Origin of the sequence: Streptomyces sp. XY431 (assembly GCF_001279805.1) — a bacterium.
GTDB lineage: Bacteria > Actinomycetota > Actinomycetes > Streptomycetales > Streptomycetaceae > Kitasatospora > Kitasatospora purpeofusca.
Genome location: NZ_LGDO01000475.1, coordinates 21,613 through 37,415 on the forward strand (window position 1 = coordinate 21,613; position 15,803 = coordinate 37,415).

General features: G+C 75.5%; 12 protein-coding genes. 1 reads left to right on the plus strand and 11 read right to left on the minus strand.

The annotated features are described in order from the left end of the window. Positions 1-28: 28 nt before the first annotated feature. From ADK60_RS30035 to ADK60_RS30060, 7 genes are all read right to left on the minus strand, one after another. Positions 29-913 (minus strand): prohibitin family protein, encoded by an 885-nt coding sequence (locus tag ADK60_RS30035; RefSeq protein ID WP_053650112.1) that lies wholly within the window; start codon positions 911-913, stop codon positions 29-31. A gap of 138 nt (positions 914-1,051) precedes the next feature. Further along, the gene (locus ADK60_RS30040; RefSeq protein WP_079008797.1) at positions 1,052-1,879 is read right to left on the minus strand and encodes a poly-gamma-glutamate hydrolase family protein; all 828 of its coding nucleotides are present in this window, start codon (positions 1,877-1,879) and stop codon (positions 1,052-1,054) included. 73 nt (positions 1,880-1,952) lie between these two features. Next, positions 1,953-3,731, minus strand: a complete 1,779-nt coding sequence (locus tag ADK60_RS30045) for an ABC transporter ATP-binding protein (protein ID WP_053650114.1) — start codon at positions 3,729-3,731, stop codon at positions 1,953-1,955. Positions 3,732-3,906: 175 nt separating this feature from the next. Then, positions 3,907-4,044, minus strand: a complete 138-nt coding sequence (locus ADK60_RS43970) for a SapB/AmfS family lanthipeptide (RefSeq protein ID WP_094745592.1) — start codon at positions 4,042-4,044, stop codon at positions 3,907-3,909. 130 nt (positions 4,045-4,174) lie between these two features. Then, positions 4,175-6,817: a class III lanthionine synthetase LanKC gene (gene lanKC, locus ADK60_RS30050; protein ID WP_053650116.1), complete on the minus strand. Its 2,643-nt coding sequence runs from the start codon at positions 6,815-6,817 to the stop codon at positions 4,175-4,177. 826 nt (positions 6,818-7,643) lie between these two features. Continuing rightward, complete coding sequence (locus tag ADK60_RS30055) at positions 7,644-8,195, minus strand: hypothetical protein (protein WP_053650118.1); 552 nt, start codon at positions 8,193-8,195, stop codon at positions 7,644-7,646. 77 nt (positions 8,196-8,272) lie between these two features. After that, complete coding sequence (locus tag ADK60_RS30060) at positions 8,273-9,940, minus strand: protein kinase domain-containing protein (RefSeq protein WP_053650120.1); 1,668 nt, start codon at positions 9,938-9,940, stop codon at positions 8,273-8,275. A gap of 275 nt (positions 9,941-10,215) precedes the next feature. Here ADK60_RS30060 and ADK60_RS30065 point away from each other — a divergent pair, with 275 nt between their 5' ends. Next, positions 10,216-11,598 (plus strand): histidine-type phosphatase, encoded by a 1,383-nt coding sequence (locus tag ADK60_RS30065; RefSeq protein WP_234371336.1) that lies wholly within the window; start codon positions 10,216-10,218, stop codon positions 11,596-11,598. Between the two features lie 57 nt (positions 11,599-11,655). Here ADK60_RS30065 and ADK60_RS30070 read toward each other — a convergent pair whose 3' ends face one another. From ADK60_RS30070 to ADK60_RS30085, 4 genes are all read right to left on the minus strand, one after another. Continuing rightward, entirely contained in the window at positions 11,656-12,192 is a 537-nt protein-coding gene (locus tag ADK60_RS30070; protein ID WP_045944030.1) for an isochorismatase family protein, read from the minus strand. A 57-nt stretch (positions 12,193-12,249) separates the two neighbouring features. Further along, positions 12,250-13,833, minus strand: a complete 1,584-nt coding sequence (locus ADK60_RS30075) for a hypothetical protein (protein ID WP_159400655.1) — start codon at positions 13,831-13,833, stop codon at positions 12,250-12,252. 122 nt (positions 13,834-13,955) lie between these two features. Further along, positions 13,956-14,399, minus strand: coding sequence for a hypothetical protein (locus ADK60_RS43975; protein WP_053650124.1), 444 nt, complete (start codon positions 14,397-14,399; stop codon positions 13,956-13,958). Positions 14,400-14,761: 362 nt separating this feature from the next. Next, on the minus strand, positions 14,762-15,739 hold the full coding sequence (locus ADK60_RS30085) for a winged helix-turn-helix domain-containing protein (RefSeq protein WP_053650126.1): 978 nt from the start codon (positions 15,737-15,739) through the stop codon (positions 14,762-14,764). Positions 15,740-15,803: the final 64 nt, after the last annotated feature.

Genomic DNA, 15,803 nt, shown 5'->3' on the forward strand with positions numbered 1-15,803 from the left:
TCGGGGAGGGGCGGACCGGGCTCCGGCCTCAGCGCTTGGTGCCGTCGACGATGACCGGCGTGCCGTTGGAGCCGCAGGGGCTGGCGTAGACGGGGTTCTTCTCGGCAGCGGCCTTGAAGGCCTCGATGCACTGGCTCAGCAGGATCTTGTCGGTCAGCGAGCCGGCGATCGCGGCATTGGCGGCGGCGGTGCTGTCGGCCTCGATCTTGCGCTTCTCCGCCTCGGCCTTGGCCGTGCGCACGGACGCCTCCGCCTGGGCGGTGGCCTGGTCCTGCTGGATCTTCTGGTCGATGGCCTTCTGCAGGCCGTCGCTCGGCCGGACGTTGCGCAGGTTGACCCCGTTGACGAGGATGCCGCGCGGGGCCAGCCGGGCGGTGATCAGCTTGTCGATCTCCGCGCTGATCGCCTCCCGCTGCGAGCTGTAGCCCTCGACGCTGGTGTGGCGGGCGAAGACATTGCGCACGATCTCCCGGCTGTCCGGGTAGACCTGCCGCCGCTGGACGGCCTCGGCGCTGCCGGCCAGCTTGTACAGCTCGACGGTGTGCTGCGGGTCGATCGACCACTTGACCGTCAGATCGGCGTACAGCACCCCGCCCTCGGAGGACCGGACCTCGACGGTCGAGTCACCAGTCAGATCGAGGTCGACGGGCCGGGTCGAGAAGGTGGTCACGTCGGTCAGCGGCGACTTGAAGTGCAGCCCCGGCTGCCAGGCCGCGCCGACCTTGCCGAGGCTGGTCGGCACCCCGACCTCGGTCGGATCGACCACGTGCACAAAGGTGGTGAGCCCCAGCAGCAGCCCGAGGGCACCGGTGAGGAGTCCGCCCAGGGTGACCGGCCAGGACCCGACCTTGCGCCAGCGGAGAACGAGCAGACTGACACCGATGGCCAGGAACAGCAGGGAAACGATCAACATGGCAAGTCTCTCGGACTGAAATGATCACACCGGACGGCCGCAGCCTAGACAGCCCGCCCTCGCCTCCATAAGTCACGTCAGCTGATGTTCATGCAATGAACCCCCGACATTGGCCGAGGGGAACGGGAGGCGGCCGGGTCAGAGCACGGGCTGGGTGGCCTCCAGGCGCTGGATCGCGATCCGGACCGCGTTGGTGAAGGCCCAGAACAGCGGCAGGGTGTTGGCGGCGCGCTCGGTCCTGGTGTTCCGGCCCGGGGCGAACATCGCGGCGCGCAGCTCGGTGGTGGTCTCCAGCTGGGCGCCCATGCCGAGCAGGCTGCGGTTGCAGATGTTCTCCGGGGAGATCCCGGCGATCTCCTCCTCCCCCGAGGCCGTCACCGCGCGGATGCCCGCCGCCGCGAACTGCTCCATCAGGTACTGGCGGAAGGTCGGGTTCAGGCCGCCGACCAGCACGGCCGCGGCGCCGGCCTCCAGACCGGCCTGGGCGGCGGTGCAGCCGTGCAGCGAGAGCACATTGAGGCTGCCGGCGCACATCGCGCGGGCGACGGTGTCGTCGCAGTGGGTCGAGGTGACGTGCAGGGCGCTGTTCCCGGAGGAGCGCAGGCCCTCGAACATCCAGAAGTCGTGCACCGGTCCGGCCGCCGGGGTGGGGGCGAGGTCGGCCGGGTGGTAGCCGGCGACGGCCAGGCACAGCTCGGAGGTGCCGCCCTCGATGCCGCCGCCGTGCGGGGCGACGACGGTGGTGCGGACGATTCCGGCGCGCGCCGCCGGGTTCTGGTCGTCGACCAGGTGCCGGCGCGAGCGGCGGCCGAAGTCCACTCCCTCGGCCAGCGCCGGGTCCGAGTAGAGGGCCGTGTTGGAGGCGTAGGTGTCCGCGGCGTGGGCCGGGGCGGCTCCCAGGGTGCCGCCGACGGCGGCGAGGGCGGGGGCGGCGGCGAGCGCGGTGATCAGAGTACGACGGTTCATCACGGATCGTGATCATGACAGAAGGCGGAAATTCCGGCAACCGTGTGACGGCTCGTGGGCGGAACTCCTCGGGCTACTCGTAGGGGACCGCCACCTGGCCGGTCTGGGCGGCGACGAGTTCGCGGTAGGGGGCGCAGCGGGCGAGGAGGGTGGGGTGGTCGGCGGCGTCGACGACGGTGCCCCGGTTCATCATGATCACGTGATCGGCGTGCTGGACCGTGGAGAGCCGGTGGGCGACGACCACGACGGCGCTGCGGCGGGCCAGTTGGTCGACGATCTCGCGGAAGCGCAGCTCGTTGAGGCCGTCGAGCTGGCTGGTGGGCTCGTCGAGGAGGACGATGTCGGCGCCGGTGAGGAGGGCGCGGGCCAGGGCCATCCGCTGGCGCTGGCCTCCGGACAGGTCGAACTCGCGGCCCAGGACGGTGTCCAGGCCGTGCGGGAGGCGGTCGACGTCCTGGGCGAGGCCGACGGTGGTCAGGGCCCGGGCGAGTTCGCCGTCGCCGGCGGTGCCGGTGCGGCCGAGTTGGAGGTTGTCCCGGGCGCTGGCCTCCAGCAGGGTGAACTCCTGGTCGACGTAGGCCATCCGGGCCCGCAGCGAGCCCAGGGGCCAGGTGCGGATGTCGTGGCCGAGGATGCTGACCGACCCGGCGCCGGGCCGGAGGAAGCGGCCGACGAGGGAGAGCGCGGTGCTCTTGCCCGCGCCCGAGGGGCCGACCACGGCGGTCAGGCCGGTGCGCGGGATGCTGAAGGAGGCGGAGTCCAGGGCGGGCCGCCCGGTGCCGGCGTGGGTGTAGGAGACGCCGCGGAAGACCACGGCCGGGGCGTCGGGCACCGGGACGGGGGTGGGACGGACCTCGTCCTCCGGGTCCGCCTCCTGGGGCAGGGCGAGCAGTTCGTTGCAGCGGTCCCGGGCGGCGAGTCCGGCCTGGAGCCGGCCGAAGCCGGTGGCGAGGGTGTTCACGGAGGGGACGGTCTGGAGCAGGTAGAGCAGGAAGGCGGCGAACTCGGCCACTTGCAGGTGGCCCGCCGCCATGCGCGCACCGCCGGTGAGGATCACCGCGATCATGGCGAACTGGTTGCCGAGGGTGAGCGCCGCGGGCACCAGGGCGCCCAGCCGGGCCCCGGTCAGCGACACCACGCGCAGCTGCTCGGCGTCCTGCTCCAGCACCCGGTCGGCCAGCGGTTCGGCCCGGCAGGCCTTGATGGTGGTGAGGGCCTCCAGGTTCGCGGTGAAGCGCTGGGCGATCTGGCCCACCGCCTCCTGCTGGCCGGTGACGTTGGCCCGCATCCGGCGCATGATCAGCAGGACCAGCGCGGTCAGGGCGGCCAGGGCGGCGACGGTGACGGCGGTGAGCACCCAGTCGATCCACACCATCACCGCCAGGGTCGCCAGCACCCCGAAGGCGGCCAGCGGGAGTTGCATCGCCACCTCGACGACCTGGCCGAGCAGTTGGGCGTCGGAGGTGACGCGGGCGGCGAGCTCGCCGGTCCCCCGGGCCCGTACCACCGGCAGCGGCAGCCGCAGGGCGTGGGCCATCACCGTGGTGCGCAGGCGGTAGGTCATGCCCTCGCCGACCCGGGCGAGCTGGAAGCCGGAGAGTGCCTGGGCGGCCGCGCCGCCGACGGCGGCGGCGGCCATCAGCAGGAGGCCGGGGGTGAGGGAGCGGTGGGCGGAGAAGTCCCCGACGATCCGGCGGACCAGCAGCGGAAGCGCGAGGGCCGCGACGGTGGCCACCACGGCGAGGAGCAGGGCGGCGGCGAGGCGGACCGGCTGGACGGCGAGTTCACGGCGCAGCCGGACCTGCGGCGACGCGGGAGCGGCGGCGACGGTGTCGGCGGGCTGGGCGGCCACGGGGCACCTCTCTCTGCTGGGCGGATCGGCGGGTGGAGGCAGAGGCTGGAGGAGGGAAGCGCGAGGGCCGCGGCGTCGGACGCCGCGGCCCGGGGGCCGGGCGGGTGGTCGGTCGACCACCCGCCCGGCCTGGCCGCTCGGACCACAGGGGCCACCCGTCGGGCGGCCGCGTGGGTCAGAGACAGATGAGCGTGCTGACCGTGCTGGTGCCGCAGTTCAGGACGCTCAGCGAGCTGGTGCTGGCGAGGGTGTCGTCGATCGGGGCCGCCTCGGTCTCGGGCAGCTCCAGGGTCTGGAGGTCGAGGATCGCCATGATGGTCTCCTTCACTTCGCGGTGGATCACCCGGCCGGTCGGCCGGGAGTCTGTGGCGGCGCGCTCGCGCGGCGGCGCGCTCGGGGTGCCGGTGGGCCGGTGGGCCCTTCGGCAGGGTCGGGGCGTGCGGTCAGTGGGGCGCGGCCGGCGGTGCGGCGGCGACCGGGTCGGTGGCAACGAGGTCGGTGGCAGCCGGATCCGCGGTGGCCGGGCCGGTGAACGGGAGGAACGGGGTCCCCGCGAACGCCGTGCCCAGGGCCAGCAGCACCCCGGCCGAGCCGGTCGCGAGGTCCGTCGACAGCCGCAGCAGCTGGTCGCCGGGGAAGGCCAGGCGGCCCAGGTAGGGCACCTGGTGGAGCGCCAGCAGCGCCCGGTGCCGGTCGAGCAGCCCGCCGCCGCCCCGGTCTGCCGGGCCTTCGTCGGCACACCCGCCGGTCAGGGCCAGGTAGCCGATGAGTCCGGCCCGCCCGTTGAACAGGCCCGCCTGGATCACGAACTCCGGCTCGGCGGCCCTGCGGATCAGCGCCTGCCGCTCGGCCGCTGCGGCGGCGGGCCGGTGGCGGAGCAGCGCGGCCAGGGCGATCCCGATCCCGGCGCTGCCGGTCTCGATGTAGGGCAGGACGCGGCGCCGGTCGACCACCTGGAGGGTGCCGTCGCTCACCTGGACGCAGCGGGCGAGGTCGAGTTCGAGCAGGGCCTCGGCGCGGTCCAGCAGGGTGCGGTCACCGGTGTGTTCGTACAGCCGGACCAGCGCGAGGGCGGCACCCGAGGAGCCGGCCAGCAGCCCGGCCGCGCCTCCCCCGTGCTTCTCCCAGGCGGTCGCGGCGGCGCCGGCCGCGTTCAGGGCCTCCTCCAGCAGCCGCTCCTCGCCCGTGGCGCGGGCGAAGTGCAGCAGGGTGAGCGCGGTCCCGGGCCCGCCGGAGGCCAGCGTCGGCGCGGGCGCCGAATCGCCGTCGGCGGCGTGCCCGTCGAGCCGGTGCAGCAGTTCCAGCGCCCGTTCGCGCTCCCCCAGCAGGTCCAGGACGTACGCGACGCCGTGGCCGCCGTGGTAGAGGCCGGGCGACGTCCGGCGGCCGAGGGCGGCCTCGGCCAGCCACCGCACGTGCGCGGGGTCGACCTCGGCCCCGGTGCTGTGCAGGGCGTAGAGCACCCCGGCCGCGCCGTGCGCCAAGCCGAGCCCGCCCTGGGTGAACTGGGCGACGTCGCCCGGGAACAGGCGGTCGGAGCGTTCGGGGGTGGCGGCCGCGGCGATGCCGGCGGCGAGCGAGTCGCGGATCGCCGGCCAGTCGGCGACCGGTGCCTCCAGCAGCGCGCGGGTCCCGTCGCGGCCCTCCGCGAGTTCCGGGCGGGGTGTGCGCCCGTCGCCGGGGTTACGGCCGAGCAGGCGGCGGACCTCGTCGGTGTAGCCGGGCGGCACCGGGAAGCGGCGCTCGACGGCGTCCGCGAGCTGCCCGGCCTTGTCCGCGTCGAGGGCGGTGAGCTGGACCAGCGGGTAGAAGAGCCACAGCCGCAGCGCGGCCAGCGCGTACCGGTCCACGTCCGTCCCGGTGTGGCCGGGCGGGGCGGTGAAGCCGGCGGCGCCCAGCGCCGGGCGCAGGAAGTCGTCGACGGTGCTGGCGAGTTCGAAGTCGATCAGGCACAGCTCGCCGTCCGGCCGGATGATCAGGTTGCGCGGGTGGAGGTCGCCGAAGACGACGCCCCGCTCGTGGATCCCGGCCACCGCGCGTTCCACCTGGTCCACGACGGCCAGGGCGTCGCGGGTGTACCCGGCGACGGCCTCCTCGTCGGCGTCGGGGTGGATCAGCGGGTAGCGGGCCGTCAGCCACTCGCTCAGGGACTGCCCGGCGATGTACTCCTGGACCAGGAACTCGTGCTCCCAGGCCGTCAGCAGGCCGTGCTCCCGGGGGACTCCGGGCACGCCGGCCAGCCGCACCAGGACGGCGTGCTCGTTGCGCAGCCTGGTCACCGCGTCGACGCCGCGCTGGTCCAGCCCGGCGAACGGCCGGGCCTCCTTGAGCACCAGCTGCGGCCCGTCCCGCCCGTCGCGGGCCAGGTAGACGCCGCCGGCGTTGGAGAAGTGCAGGACCCGCTCGACGGTGTACGGGAGCCCGGTGTCCTGCGGTGCCGCGCGTTCCGCGACCGCCTCGGCGATGCACTCCGGCACCGGCGCCCAGGGCGGCACCGAGAACGCGGCCCCGCGCACGTCCGGCACGAGCCGGCCGTCCGGTCCGGCCAGGGCCAGGACGAGCTCCCCGGCGTCGTTGCGGCAGTAGCGCTCGGCGAACCCGCCGTACCTCAGGTACAGCGGCCCGTCCTTCCAGCGCAGGTCGCTCAGGATGTACGCGCCCCGGTGTCCGGCCAGCAGCGGGCCGAGCCCGTCGAGACAGCGTTGCAGCTCGGCGTCGTCGACCGGGTAGAGGGTGCAGAACTTCCCGCTGGAGCCGCGGGGCGCGTACTTGGAGTTCTGCACCTGGAGGATGGGCAGTCCGCGCAGGAACTTGAAGGTGATGCGCTCCCGCAGACAGAAGGAGTGGACGGTCTCCAGCACCTCCTCCGCGGTGCCGAGGCAGGCGGAGACATGGATCTTCCAGCCCTGGTCCGGGATCCGCACACCCGCCGGACGCACCACGGCCCACATCTCCAGGTCCCCGCGCTCCCAGCCCTCGGGCAGCGGCCGGGTCACGGCGGCGAACTCCTCCTGCGCTCCCCAGCGCCGGGGCGAGTCGTAGAAGAGCGGGTCGGCGTAGGCGTAGGCCTCGTAGCGGTTGTCCAACGGAACCCTCCTCGTGGCGGGGCCGGAACGGGCGGGGCGGGTGGTGCGCGGCACGCCGCGGGCATGGCGGGACGCACGGAGCGGAGCACGGTGGGACGCGGCCGTCCGACGGCAGCGGTGCGGGGCGCGGCCGGACGGGACCGTGGTGCGGCATGACGCCCCGGTGGTGACGGGGCGGGGAATGCGGTGGCCGGGCCGGCCCGGAGGAATCGCGATCCGGGTCGTTCGGCTCGTACTGGCCGGGAGCGACCCCGGCGGTCGGAATCCGGTATGGCGATGCGGCCCTCCGAATAGTGGAGCCGCCACGAATTCTCCGCAACAGCGCACGTTCGGACCGGACTCCCGGCGCAGTGCACCCGGCTCGCGCTCGGTCGCATTTCCGGCGGCGGGCGCGCCTCCGCGCGCCACCCGACGCCGTGGGCCACCGTTTCCGGGCGCGCGGCCGTCGCGGGGCGTACGCGAACGCTCCCCCAGCGACGGCCGCGCGCCTGCCCGCCGGAGGGCCGTTGACCGGGCGTGGGACTGCCGCGATGCGGACACGATCGGATCGGCGGCCGAGCGGGCGCCGGCTCCGGGCCGGACCCGGCGGCTCCAGGCGTACTCCCGGCGGACGGCCCGCGCCCGGCAGGGTCCCCGTGGACGGCCGGGTCGGTCATTTCATCGGACAGAACCGAACGCGGTCGGGTAGATCATATTTCTGTTCTATTTCAGGAGTATTTCGAGGGCCCCTGAACTTTGTTCTTCCTTGACCATCGGACCGGCTCATCGGAATGACTCGTTCGCACAAGTCCGGCCCCGGGTGCACCTTCCGCCCATCGGGCCCCGGTCAACCCTTCCGAAACGAACCGGCCGGCGGCGCGGACCGCGCGTCGTCCGGCGGGCCGGGCTCGTGGATCTGCTGGAGGTCGTCGAGCAGCCCCGCGAGCCACACCGCCACGTCCACCGCGTGCAGCGACACCCGTCCGTCGGTGCCCGGCGCGGGCGCGCCGTCGAGTTCGGCCACCAGCGCGGCGCGGGCCCGGGCGACGGCCGGGAGCGCGGCGCCCGCCGGCTCACGGGCGCGCAGGGCCGCCGCCTGGCGGCGGAACGCCGCCGCGACCTCGTCCGCGTGGCGTTGCAGCGCCCGTGCCCCGCCCCGGTGGGGCGCGGCCGTCCCGGGCGGGATGCGGGCCAGCAGCGGTTCGGCGCCCCGGACGGCGTGCTGCCCGGCCAGGACGGCCGCCCGCCAGGTGGGCCCGTCCCCGGCCGGGTCGTGCCGTTCGCAGCGGTACTGGGCGTACATCGCCTCGGTGAGCAGGCTGGAGTGGCGGGCCCGGCGCAGCGCACCGCCCGGGCGGCCGCCGCCGTGGACGGGGGCCGGAGGGTCGGCCCCTCCCACCGTAGGACGCCGCCCGGCCGCTCCGCAGCGGGAGCCGGGCCGGCAACGGACGGGCCCGGGGTGCCCTCGCCGCCGGGTCAGCGCTCGCGCAGGCAGAGGACCACGGCGCCGAAGTCCTGCGCGAGCTTCCCGGTGCCGGTGGCCCAGTCCGGGACGGCCTGCTCGCAGGTCGTGGTCACGGGCGCGTCCAGCCGGGCGAGCACGGTGAAGTACTGGTCGCCCTTCTCGTCCCGCACCGGGCCGCGCACCGACAGCAGGCCGCAGGGCGCGGTGAGCCACTTCGGGTGGTCGACGTCGAGTTCCCCGTCCCGTTGGAGGATCTCCTTGCCGACGCAGTCACCGGGCCGGGCCGCCGCCGCCTCGTCCTCGAACAGCGGGCTGAACACGGCGATCGGCCCCGCGATCAGCCCCAGGACGAGCAGCACGCCGAGCGTGTACGCGGTGCGGCGCAGCGCGGTCAGCGCGTAGCGCACCGCCCGGGGCCGCGGGAGGGTGGCCGCCGGGGAGCCGATGCCGGCGATCACCGCGCCGGTGCGGGCGCTCTCCCCGGCCCGGCGGTGGACGGCGTAGAGCATGCCGCCGTGCGGGGCGGTGACCACGACGTCGCCCCGTCCCGAGACGACCTCCAGCAGCGGGTCGTCCTTCTCGACCGTGTCCCCGACCTGCTTGAGCCAGCGGACGACCGTGGTGCGCTTCATCCCGCCGGTCTCGCCGGGTATCCAGGGCAGGGTGACCGTCGCGTAGCCGGCCTTCAGCTCGCCCACCCGGGCGGCGAGCGGAGGCAGGGCCGGCGGGGGGACGGGCGGGTCCCCGGCGGGTTCCCGCGAATCCACCAGGGTCGGTGGAGGGGGGAGCGCGGCGGTGGTCAACTCGGAGGTCCGGCGCACCTGTTCGACGATCATCGCGGTCACGTCCGGCGGCAGCCAGACGGCGGCCGGGGCGGCGGAGGCGGCGGCGCAGCGCTCCAGCACCTCGGCGACGCCGGGGCGCAGCTTCGGGTCCTTGGCCAGGCAGGACCGGACCAGCGGTGCGAGGGCGGGCGGGAGGCCCTCGAGGTCGGGTTCCTCGTGGACGACGTGGTACACGACGGCCTCGGTCGGCCCCTCCCCGAACGGCGGGCGGCCGGTGGCCGCGTGGGCGAGCACCGCGCCCAGGCTGAACACGTCGCTCGCCGGGGTGGCCGGGCCCCGGAGGATCTGCTCGGGGGACATGAACCCGGGGGTGCCGATCACGGTGGTGCCGGTGAGGCCGGAGGTGGCGTCCAGGGCGCGGGCGATCCCGAAGTCGATCACCCGCGGGCCGTCCTCGGCGAGGACGACGTTGCCGGGCTTGAGGTCCCGGTGCACCAGCGAGCAGGCGTGGATCGCGGCCAGCCCCTCGGCCAGACCGGCCCCGAGCACGGCCACCGTGGCGACGGGCAGCGGGCCGTGCCGGGCCACCACCTCCCCCAGCGAGGGGCCGGGGATGTAGGAGGTGACCATCCACGGCGGGTCGGCCTCGGCGTCGGCGTCCACCACCTGGGCGGTGTAGAACCCGCCGACGCGCCGGGCGGCCTCGATCTCCTGGGCGAACCGCCGCCGGAACCGCGCGTCCTCGGCCAGTTCGGGGCGGACCAGTTTCACCGCGACGCTCAGCCCGCCGGGCGAGCGGCCGAGGAAGACCCGCCCCATTCCGCCGCCGCCCAGGCGGGCGAGTAGGCGGTACGGTCCGACCTCGCGCGGGTCGGTGGCGGAGAGCGGCTTCATCGGTGGTCCCATCGGGTGCTGAGGCTCTGCGTCGGGAGCGACATGATCCCATCAACGCGACGCCCGCGGAGGCGAATCCGAGGATCGGCGGCGGCATCCGGCAGCGGCATCCGGTGGCGCCACCGCGGCCCGCCGGGCGGGGGCCGGGCCGTCCGGCGTTCAGGCTTCCTTCACCGGGACCATGACAGGGCGTCGACCGGTCTTCCCGCGGCCGTGGCACCGTGCGGCAGTCCGAGACCGCCGGCCGGCGGTCCGCATCCACCCGAAGGGTCGCCGTGAAGCGCACCGCCCCCCTGTCCGTCGCCGTGGCCGTCGCCATGACCGCCTCCCTGGCCGCCGGAGTGCTGTTCACCGCGGGCACCGCCGCCGCGCACGACCGGTCCGGCGCCTCGCGCGTCGACCGCGACCTCTACGGCACCAAGGCCCCGTACGAGCCGCAGGGCCGGCCCGGGCACTACCAGAAGGCGCCGAAGGGCTTCGCCCCGGTCTTCACCGAGAACGTCGCCCGGCACGGCTCCCGCGCCATGTCCGACGGCGAGGACGGCGAGGCGGTGCTCGCCGTGCTCGGCCGGGCCCAGGAGCAGGGCGCCCTCACCGACCTCGGCGCGCGGCTGGCCCCGCAGGTGCGGACGCTGCTGACGGCGGCCTCCACGCTCGGCTTCGGCAACCTCTCCGCCCGCGGCGCCGACGAGCAGCGGCAGACGGCGCTGCGGATGGAGCAGCGGCTGCCGTCGCTGTTCCGGTCGATCGCGGCCGACCGGCGGCCCGTCGTGGTGGAGACCTCGGGCGTGGCACGCGCGGTGGCGAGCGCCGGTGCCTTCACCGCGGGTCTGACGGCCGGGGAGCCGGCGCTGGCGGACACCATCAAGCCCCCCGTGACCGACAAGAACCTGCTGTACTTCCACAAGCAGCCGCAGAACGCGGACTACCAGGCGTACCTGGCGAGCGACCCCGACCTGGCCGCGGTCCTCTCCGCCGTCGAGCACGAGCCGCGCACCGCCCGGGCGGCCCGGCACGCGGTCGGGCGACTGTTCCGCGCGGGCTTCGCCGAGGCGATGTCCACCGAGGAGCAGGTCTCCTTCGCCCGTTCCCTGCACGCGCTCTACAGCTCCGCGCCGGACCTGAGCGTGGAGGCGCCGGGTGTCGACCTGACGCCGTTCCTGGCCCGGGACGACGCCCGGTGGCTGGCCTACCTGGACGACGCCGAGGAGTTCTACCAGTCGGGCCCGGCGTTCAGCGGACGCACCATCACCTACCGGATGGCCGGCGTCCTGCTGGACGACCTGCTGGCCCAGGCCGGGGCCAGGGCCGCCGGCACCAGCGGCAACGGCGCGGTGCTGCGGTTCACCCACGCCGAGGAGATCGAGCCGCTGGCCGTGCTGCTGGGCCTCCCCGGCAGCACCGAGCAGGCCGACCCGGACGAGCCGTACACCTACCGGAACAACCCGTGGCGCGGCGCCGAGGTCGCGCCGATGGGCGCGAACATCCAGTGGGACCTGTTCGCCGACACTCCCGCCGACGGCCGCCCGGCCGCCTACCTGGTGCGCATGCTCTACAACGAGAAGGAGACGGCCTTCAAGTCCTCCTGCCGCCCGGTCACCAAGGGGAGCTATTTCTACCCGCTGGACGAGCTCAAGCACTGCCTCGCGCACTCCTGATCCACCGCGCCCCCGGGCCGGGCACCCGTACTCCGCGGGTGCCCGGCCCGCCGGCCGTCAGGCGAAGTCCACCTCGGCCGCCGGGAGCACCCGGACGGTGCGGCCCGCGTAGATGATGGTCGCGAACAGCGCGTTGTGGTGGACGATCACCTGGGCCGCGGCGGGCAGGGGGCTGTCGGCGGGGCGGGTCGGGGTGGTGTGGCCGTCGGCGACGAGCAGCAGGTCGTAGCCGTGCGAGAGCGCGCTGCGGCAGGTGGAGTCGACGCAGTACTCGGTGGCGAGGCCGGTGACGACCACCCGCCGGACGCCCTGCCCGCGCAGGACCGCGTCGAGGTCGGTGCCGAGGAAGGAGTCGGCGCTGTCCTTCTCCAGCACGGTGTCCCCCGGCCGCGGGGCCACCGTCGGGTGGATCTCCAGCGCTTCGGCCGGAACGTCGGGATGGTCGACCCGCTGTCGCAGATAGACCACCGGGACACCGGCCGCCCGGGCCCGCCCGGCCAGTTCGGCCACCCGGTCGAGGCAGGCCTCGGTGTCATGGGCCCCCATGAGCAGGGCGATCTGCATGTCGACGACGAGCAGCGCGGTGTCCGGCATGCTCGTCACCCTACTCTCGGCACCCGCCCGGCAGGGGTGACCGGCGTCGGCGTCGGGTCAGGAGGTCTCCAGCCCCAGGCCCGTGACGCGGAGGAACCCGTGGGCCGCCAGCTGGGGCGAGAGGCCGATGCCCGGGCGGCGGGCGGTGACATAACCGGGGCCGAGGCCGAAACCGGAGTCGCCGCTGATGCCGCGGGCGGTCAGCTCGGCGGCGATCAGCGCGGCGACCTCCCCGGCGGTCTCCTCGGTCGGCGTCCGCCACTCGGCCTTGAAGCGCCGCCCCGACGGCTCCCAGCCGTCGGCCGTCATCGCCACCGCGACCTCGGCCAAGTCCCCCGGGCGCGGGCCGACCCGCAGCAGGACGCCCTTGACCGTGCTGTAGGTGACGGAGAGCCCGCCACTGATCTGCGGCGCGGCTATCGTGAACATCGCCTTCTCGCCCGGCCGCTGCACCGGAAGCTGCTCGATCCACCCGGCGAGCAGGCACTCCAGCCCCTCCCGCAGGTGCGGCACCGACAGGGCGAGCCGCCCGCCCGGCAAGTGGTCGGCGGTGCCGCCGGGTGCCTGGTGCGGCAGGTGGAGCTGCCAGCTGTACGGCAGCAGGGGGAAGTCGCTGGGCCCGTCGGTGCCGCCGGACGGACCGCCCCACTCGAAGGTGGTGTACTCGCCCTCCTCGAAGGCCGCGGCCGGCTCGGTCTCCAGCCGGACCCGGCGCCCCTCGCAGAGCAGGCGCAGCAGCCGGCCCTCCTCCCCGGCCTCGCGCCAGCGGACGTCCGGCCCGTCCGGTCCGCCGCCGAAGAGGGTCGGCTCGCCGAGGACGGCGCAGACCGCTCGGTAGATCTCGCCGAACACCGCCCGCCGGTGCTCCAGGGTCGTCGGCCCCAGGTCGAAGCGGTGCAGGTCCAGCACGTCGAAGGTGCCCTCGGGGGCGGCGCGCAGGACGGAGCCGCGCTGGGCGAAGGAGGGCGTGAAGGACGGGTCGGCGGACCGGATGTCGGCCCAGCTGTCACCGAACTCGGCCTTCACCCCGGGGAGTTCGGCGACGGCCCGGCGGACCTCCTCGACCGCGAGGTGCCCGCCGGGCGCGTCGTGCAGCAGCGGGACGAACGCGGCCACCGCGGCTGGCAGTTCGGGGCTGACGTGCCGGACCTCCCGGACGTGCGGCTGGATCGCGATCCAGGCCCGGCGGTCGTTGGCCTGGAGCAGCATCGTCCGCCCGGCGGACCGCCAGCGCAGCCCGAACCCGTCGGCGGCGGTCGGCACGGCCGTCGGCTCGCCGACCTCGCGCAGCGCCTCGGAGAGCGCGCGCAGTGCGCCGCGCCGCTCCTCCTCGGGCGTCGGCAGCCGGAACTGCAGCAGCGGCACCCAGGCCCGCCGGTAGCTGTCGGCCTTCGGCTCGGTGGTGCCGAGGAAGAGCTCGGCACCGGCCGGCCAGCGGAGTTCGGCCTGCAGACCCACGACGAGGAGGTCGGTGAACACGCGGCGGACCTTCCAGTCCGGCCTGGCCTCGACCAGCCGCTCGACGTCCGCCCGCGTCCAGCAGTCGTCGAGGTCGTGCAGGGTGCGGACCAGCCCGACCGTGGTGGGCAGGTCGGCGGTCCAGGTCACGGCGGGGGTGTCGGTGTTCACGGCGTCGTTCATGCGGACGATCATCGCAGCGACCTCCGACAACGAGCCCCGGCAGCCCCCCGGGGGGGACCGCCGCCGCGCCGTCGGAGGCCCCGGACGAGCCCGAGTTGCAGTCGGCAGCCGCCGGGGGCGGTTCAGGCGGTGGCGGGCGGGCCGGTGGCCAGGGCGGCCGTACCGTGGAGGGCCGGGCCGGCGGCCCCCTCGGGGGCGGGGCCGGCCGAGGTCGGCGGCCGGGCCCCCGGTGGCGCCAGGACCACCACCACCGACCGCCTCCCGGCGGCGGCCGCCGCCCAGCCGGGCGGGACCAGCACCTCGGCGGCCGGCACCCAGATCGCACGGCCGCCCGCCAGCCGCAGCCGCACCGGCACGCCGTTCCGGATCTCCAGCACCGCGTCCGTCCGCGGCGGTCCGCCCACCGCCGGGGCGAAGCCGCCGGCCAGTGCCGCCGCGGCGAGTGCCCCGTACCGCGGGCCGCGGGCCTCCACCACGACCACCGCCACCGGCGGCCCGGCCGCCGCCTTGCGCAGCACGGGCACCCACACCGTCGGCACCGGCGCGACGCACCCGGCCGTCGGCACCGCCCCCACCGCGCGGCAGCCGAGCCCCGAGCCCGAGCCAGGACCCGACCTCGGTCCGAACATTCCGTCCGGTACCCGCACCGGGCCGCCGGATCCCCAGATCATCCCGCCACTTCCCCGCGGTCGGGCCGACCGGGCGGACCGGGCCGCCCCGGAGGCCTCGGAGGGCCTGGCCGGGAGCGGCGCCGCCGGCCGGCGGGAGCCGCCTCCCCGCTCCGCCGCCCGCCCCTGCTGCCGTGCTGAGGTCTGATCATGCCCCCGATCCTGCCGCGCCCGGCGCGCCACCCGCCTGAGTATTCGTACTCAATCCGTCGGGGCAGGAACACTCCTCACGGGGGTCGCACCACCTGCCTGGCGATGCGTCAGGCCGCCTCCGCCGCACCGCTGGTGAGCGCCGTCCCGCTCCGGGTGCGCAGATGGAGGGCGGTGCGGCCGGTGCGGCGGGTACTCACCAGGCCGGCGCCGCGCAGGGCGCCCAGGTGCTGGGAGACCGCGCTCGGGCTGACGCCGAGCCGGTCGGCGAGTTCGGGAGTGCTCAGCGGTTCGGCGAGCGCGTCCAGCAGGGCGGCCCGGGTGCGGCCGAGGACGGCGCCCAGCCCCTCCGAGGACGGACGGGGCCGCTCCCAGAGCAGTCCGACGCCGGCCGCCGGGTAGCGGATCGAGGCGGCCGCGAGCGGCGAGTGGTCGACCAGCACGTCCGGCCAGGCGAACACGGACGGCATCAGCACCAGGCCGTGCCCGCCGCCCGCGACCGTCCACGGCGCGACGGGCCCGCGGCGGCCGCCCACCAGCAACTCGCCCTCCCGCCACACCACATCGGCGTGCAGTTCGGCGAACAGGCCCTCCACCCCGGCGTCCACCAGCGCCACCGCCCGCCGCCCCAGGTCCGCCTCCAGCACCGCGCGCATCCGCCCCCAGTGCGGGGCCACCAGCCGGGTGTGGCAGCGGTCCAACGCGTCGGCGGCCCGGGCCAGCAGTTCGGCGGGCTCCGGCAGCTCGCGGGCCGCCCGGGCCCGGCCCAGCGCGGCGGCGCACTCGGCGGCGACATAGCCCGGGTCGACCGCGCGCAGGCCCGCCAGTTCGGTGGCGAAGTCGGGCACCCGCCGGTCCGGCAGCGGGAACAGGAAGGCGGGCAGACAGCCCTCCAGCAGGGTCCGCAGCAGCGGCAGTTCGGGCTCGGCCGCGAGCACCGGGCGGGCCTCCCGCACCCACGGCAGATGGACCTGGTGACCGCCCGCGCCGAGCGCCACCCGCACCCCGAGCACCGTCTCGGCCAGCGGCGACACCGCGAGCCGCACCCGGGCCACCTCCGCCGCCGACAGCCGGATCTCCACCGCCACAACCGCCGCCCCCTCCCGATCATTAAGCCGTGGCTGAACAGTAGCCGGACCGGCCGACCGCCCC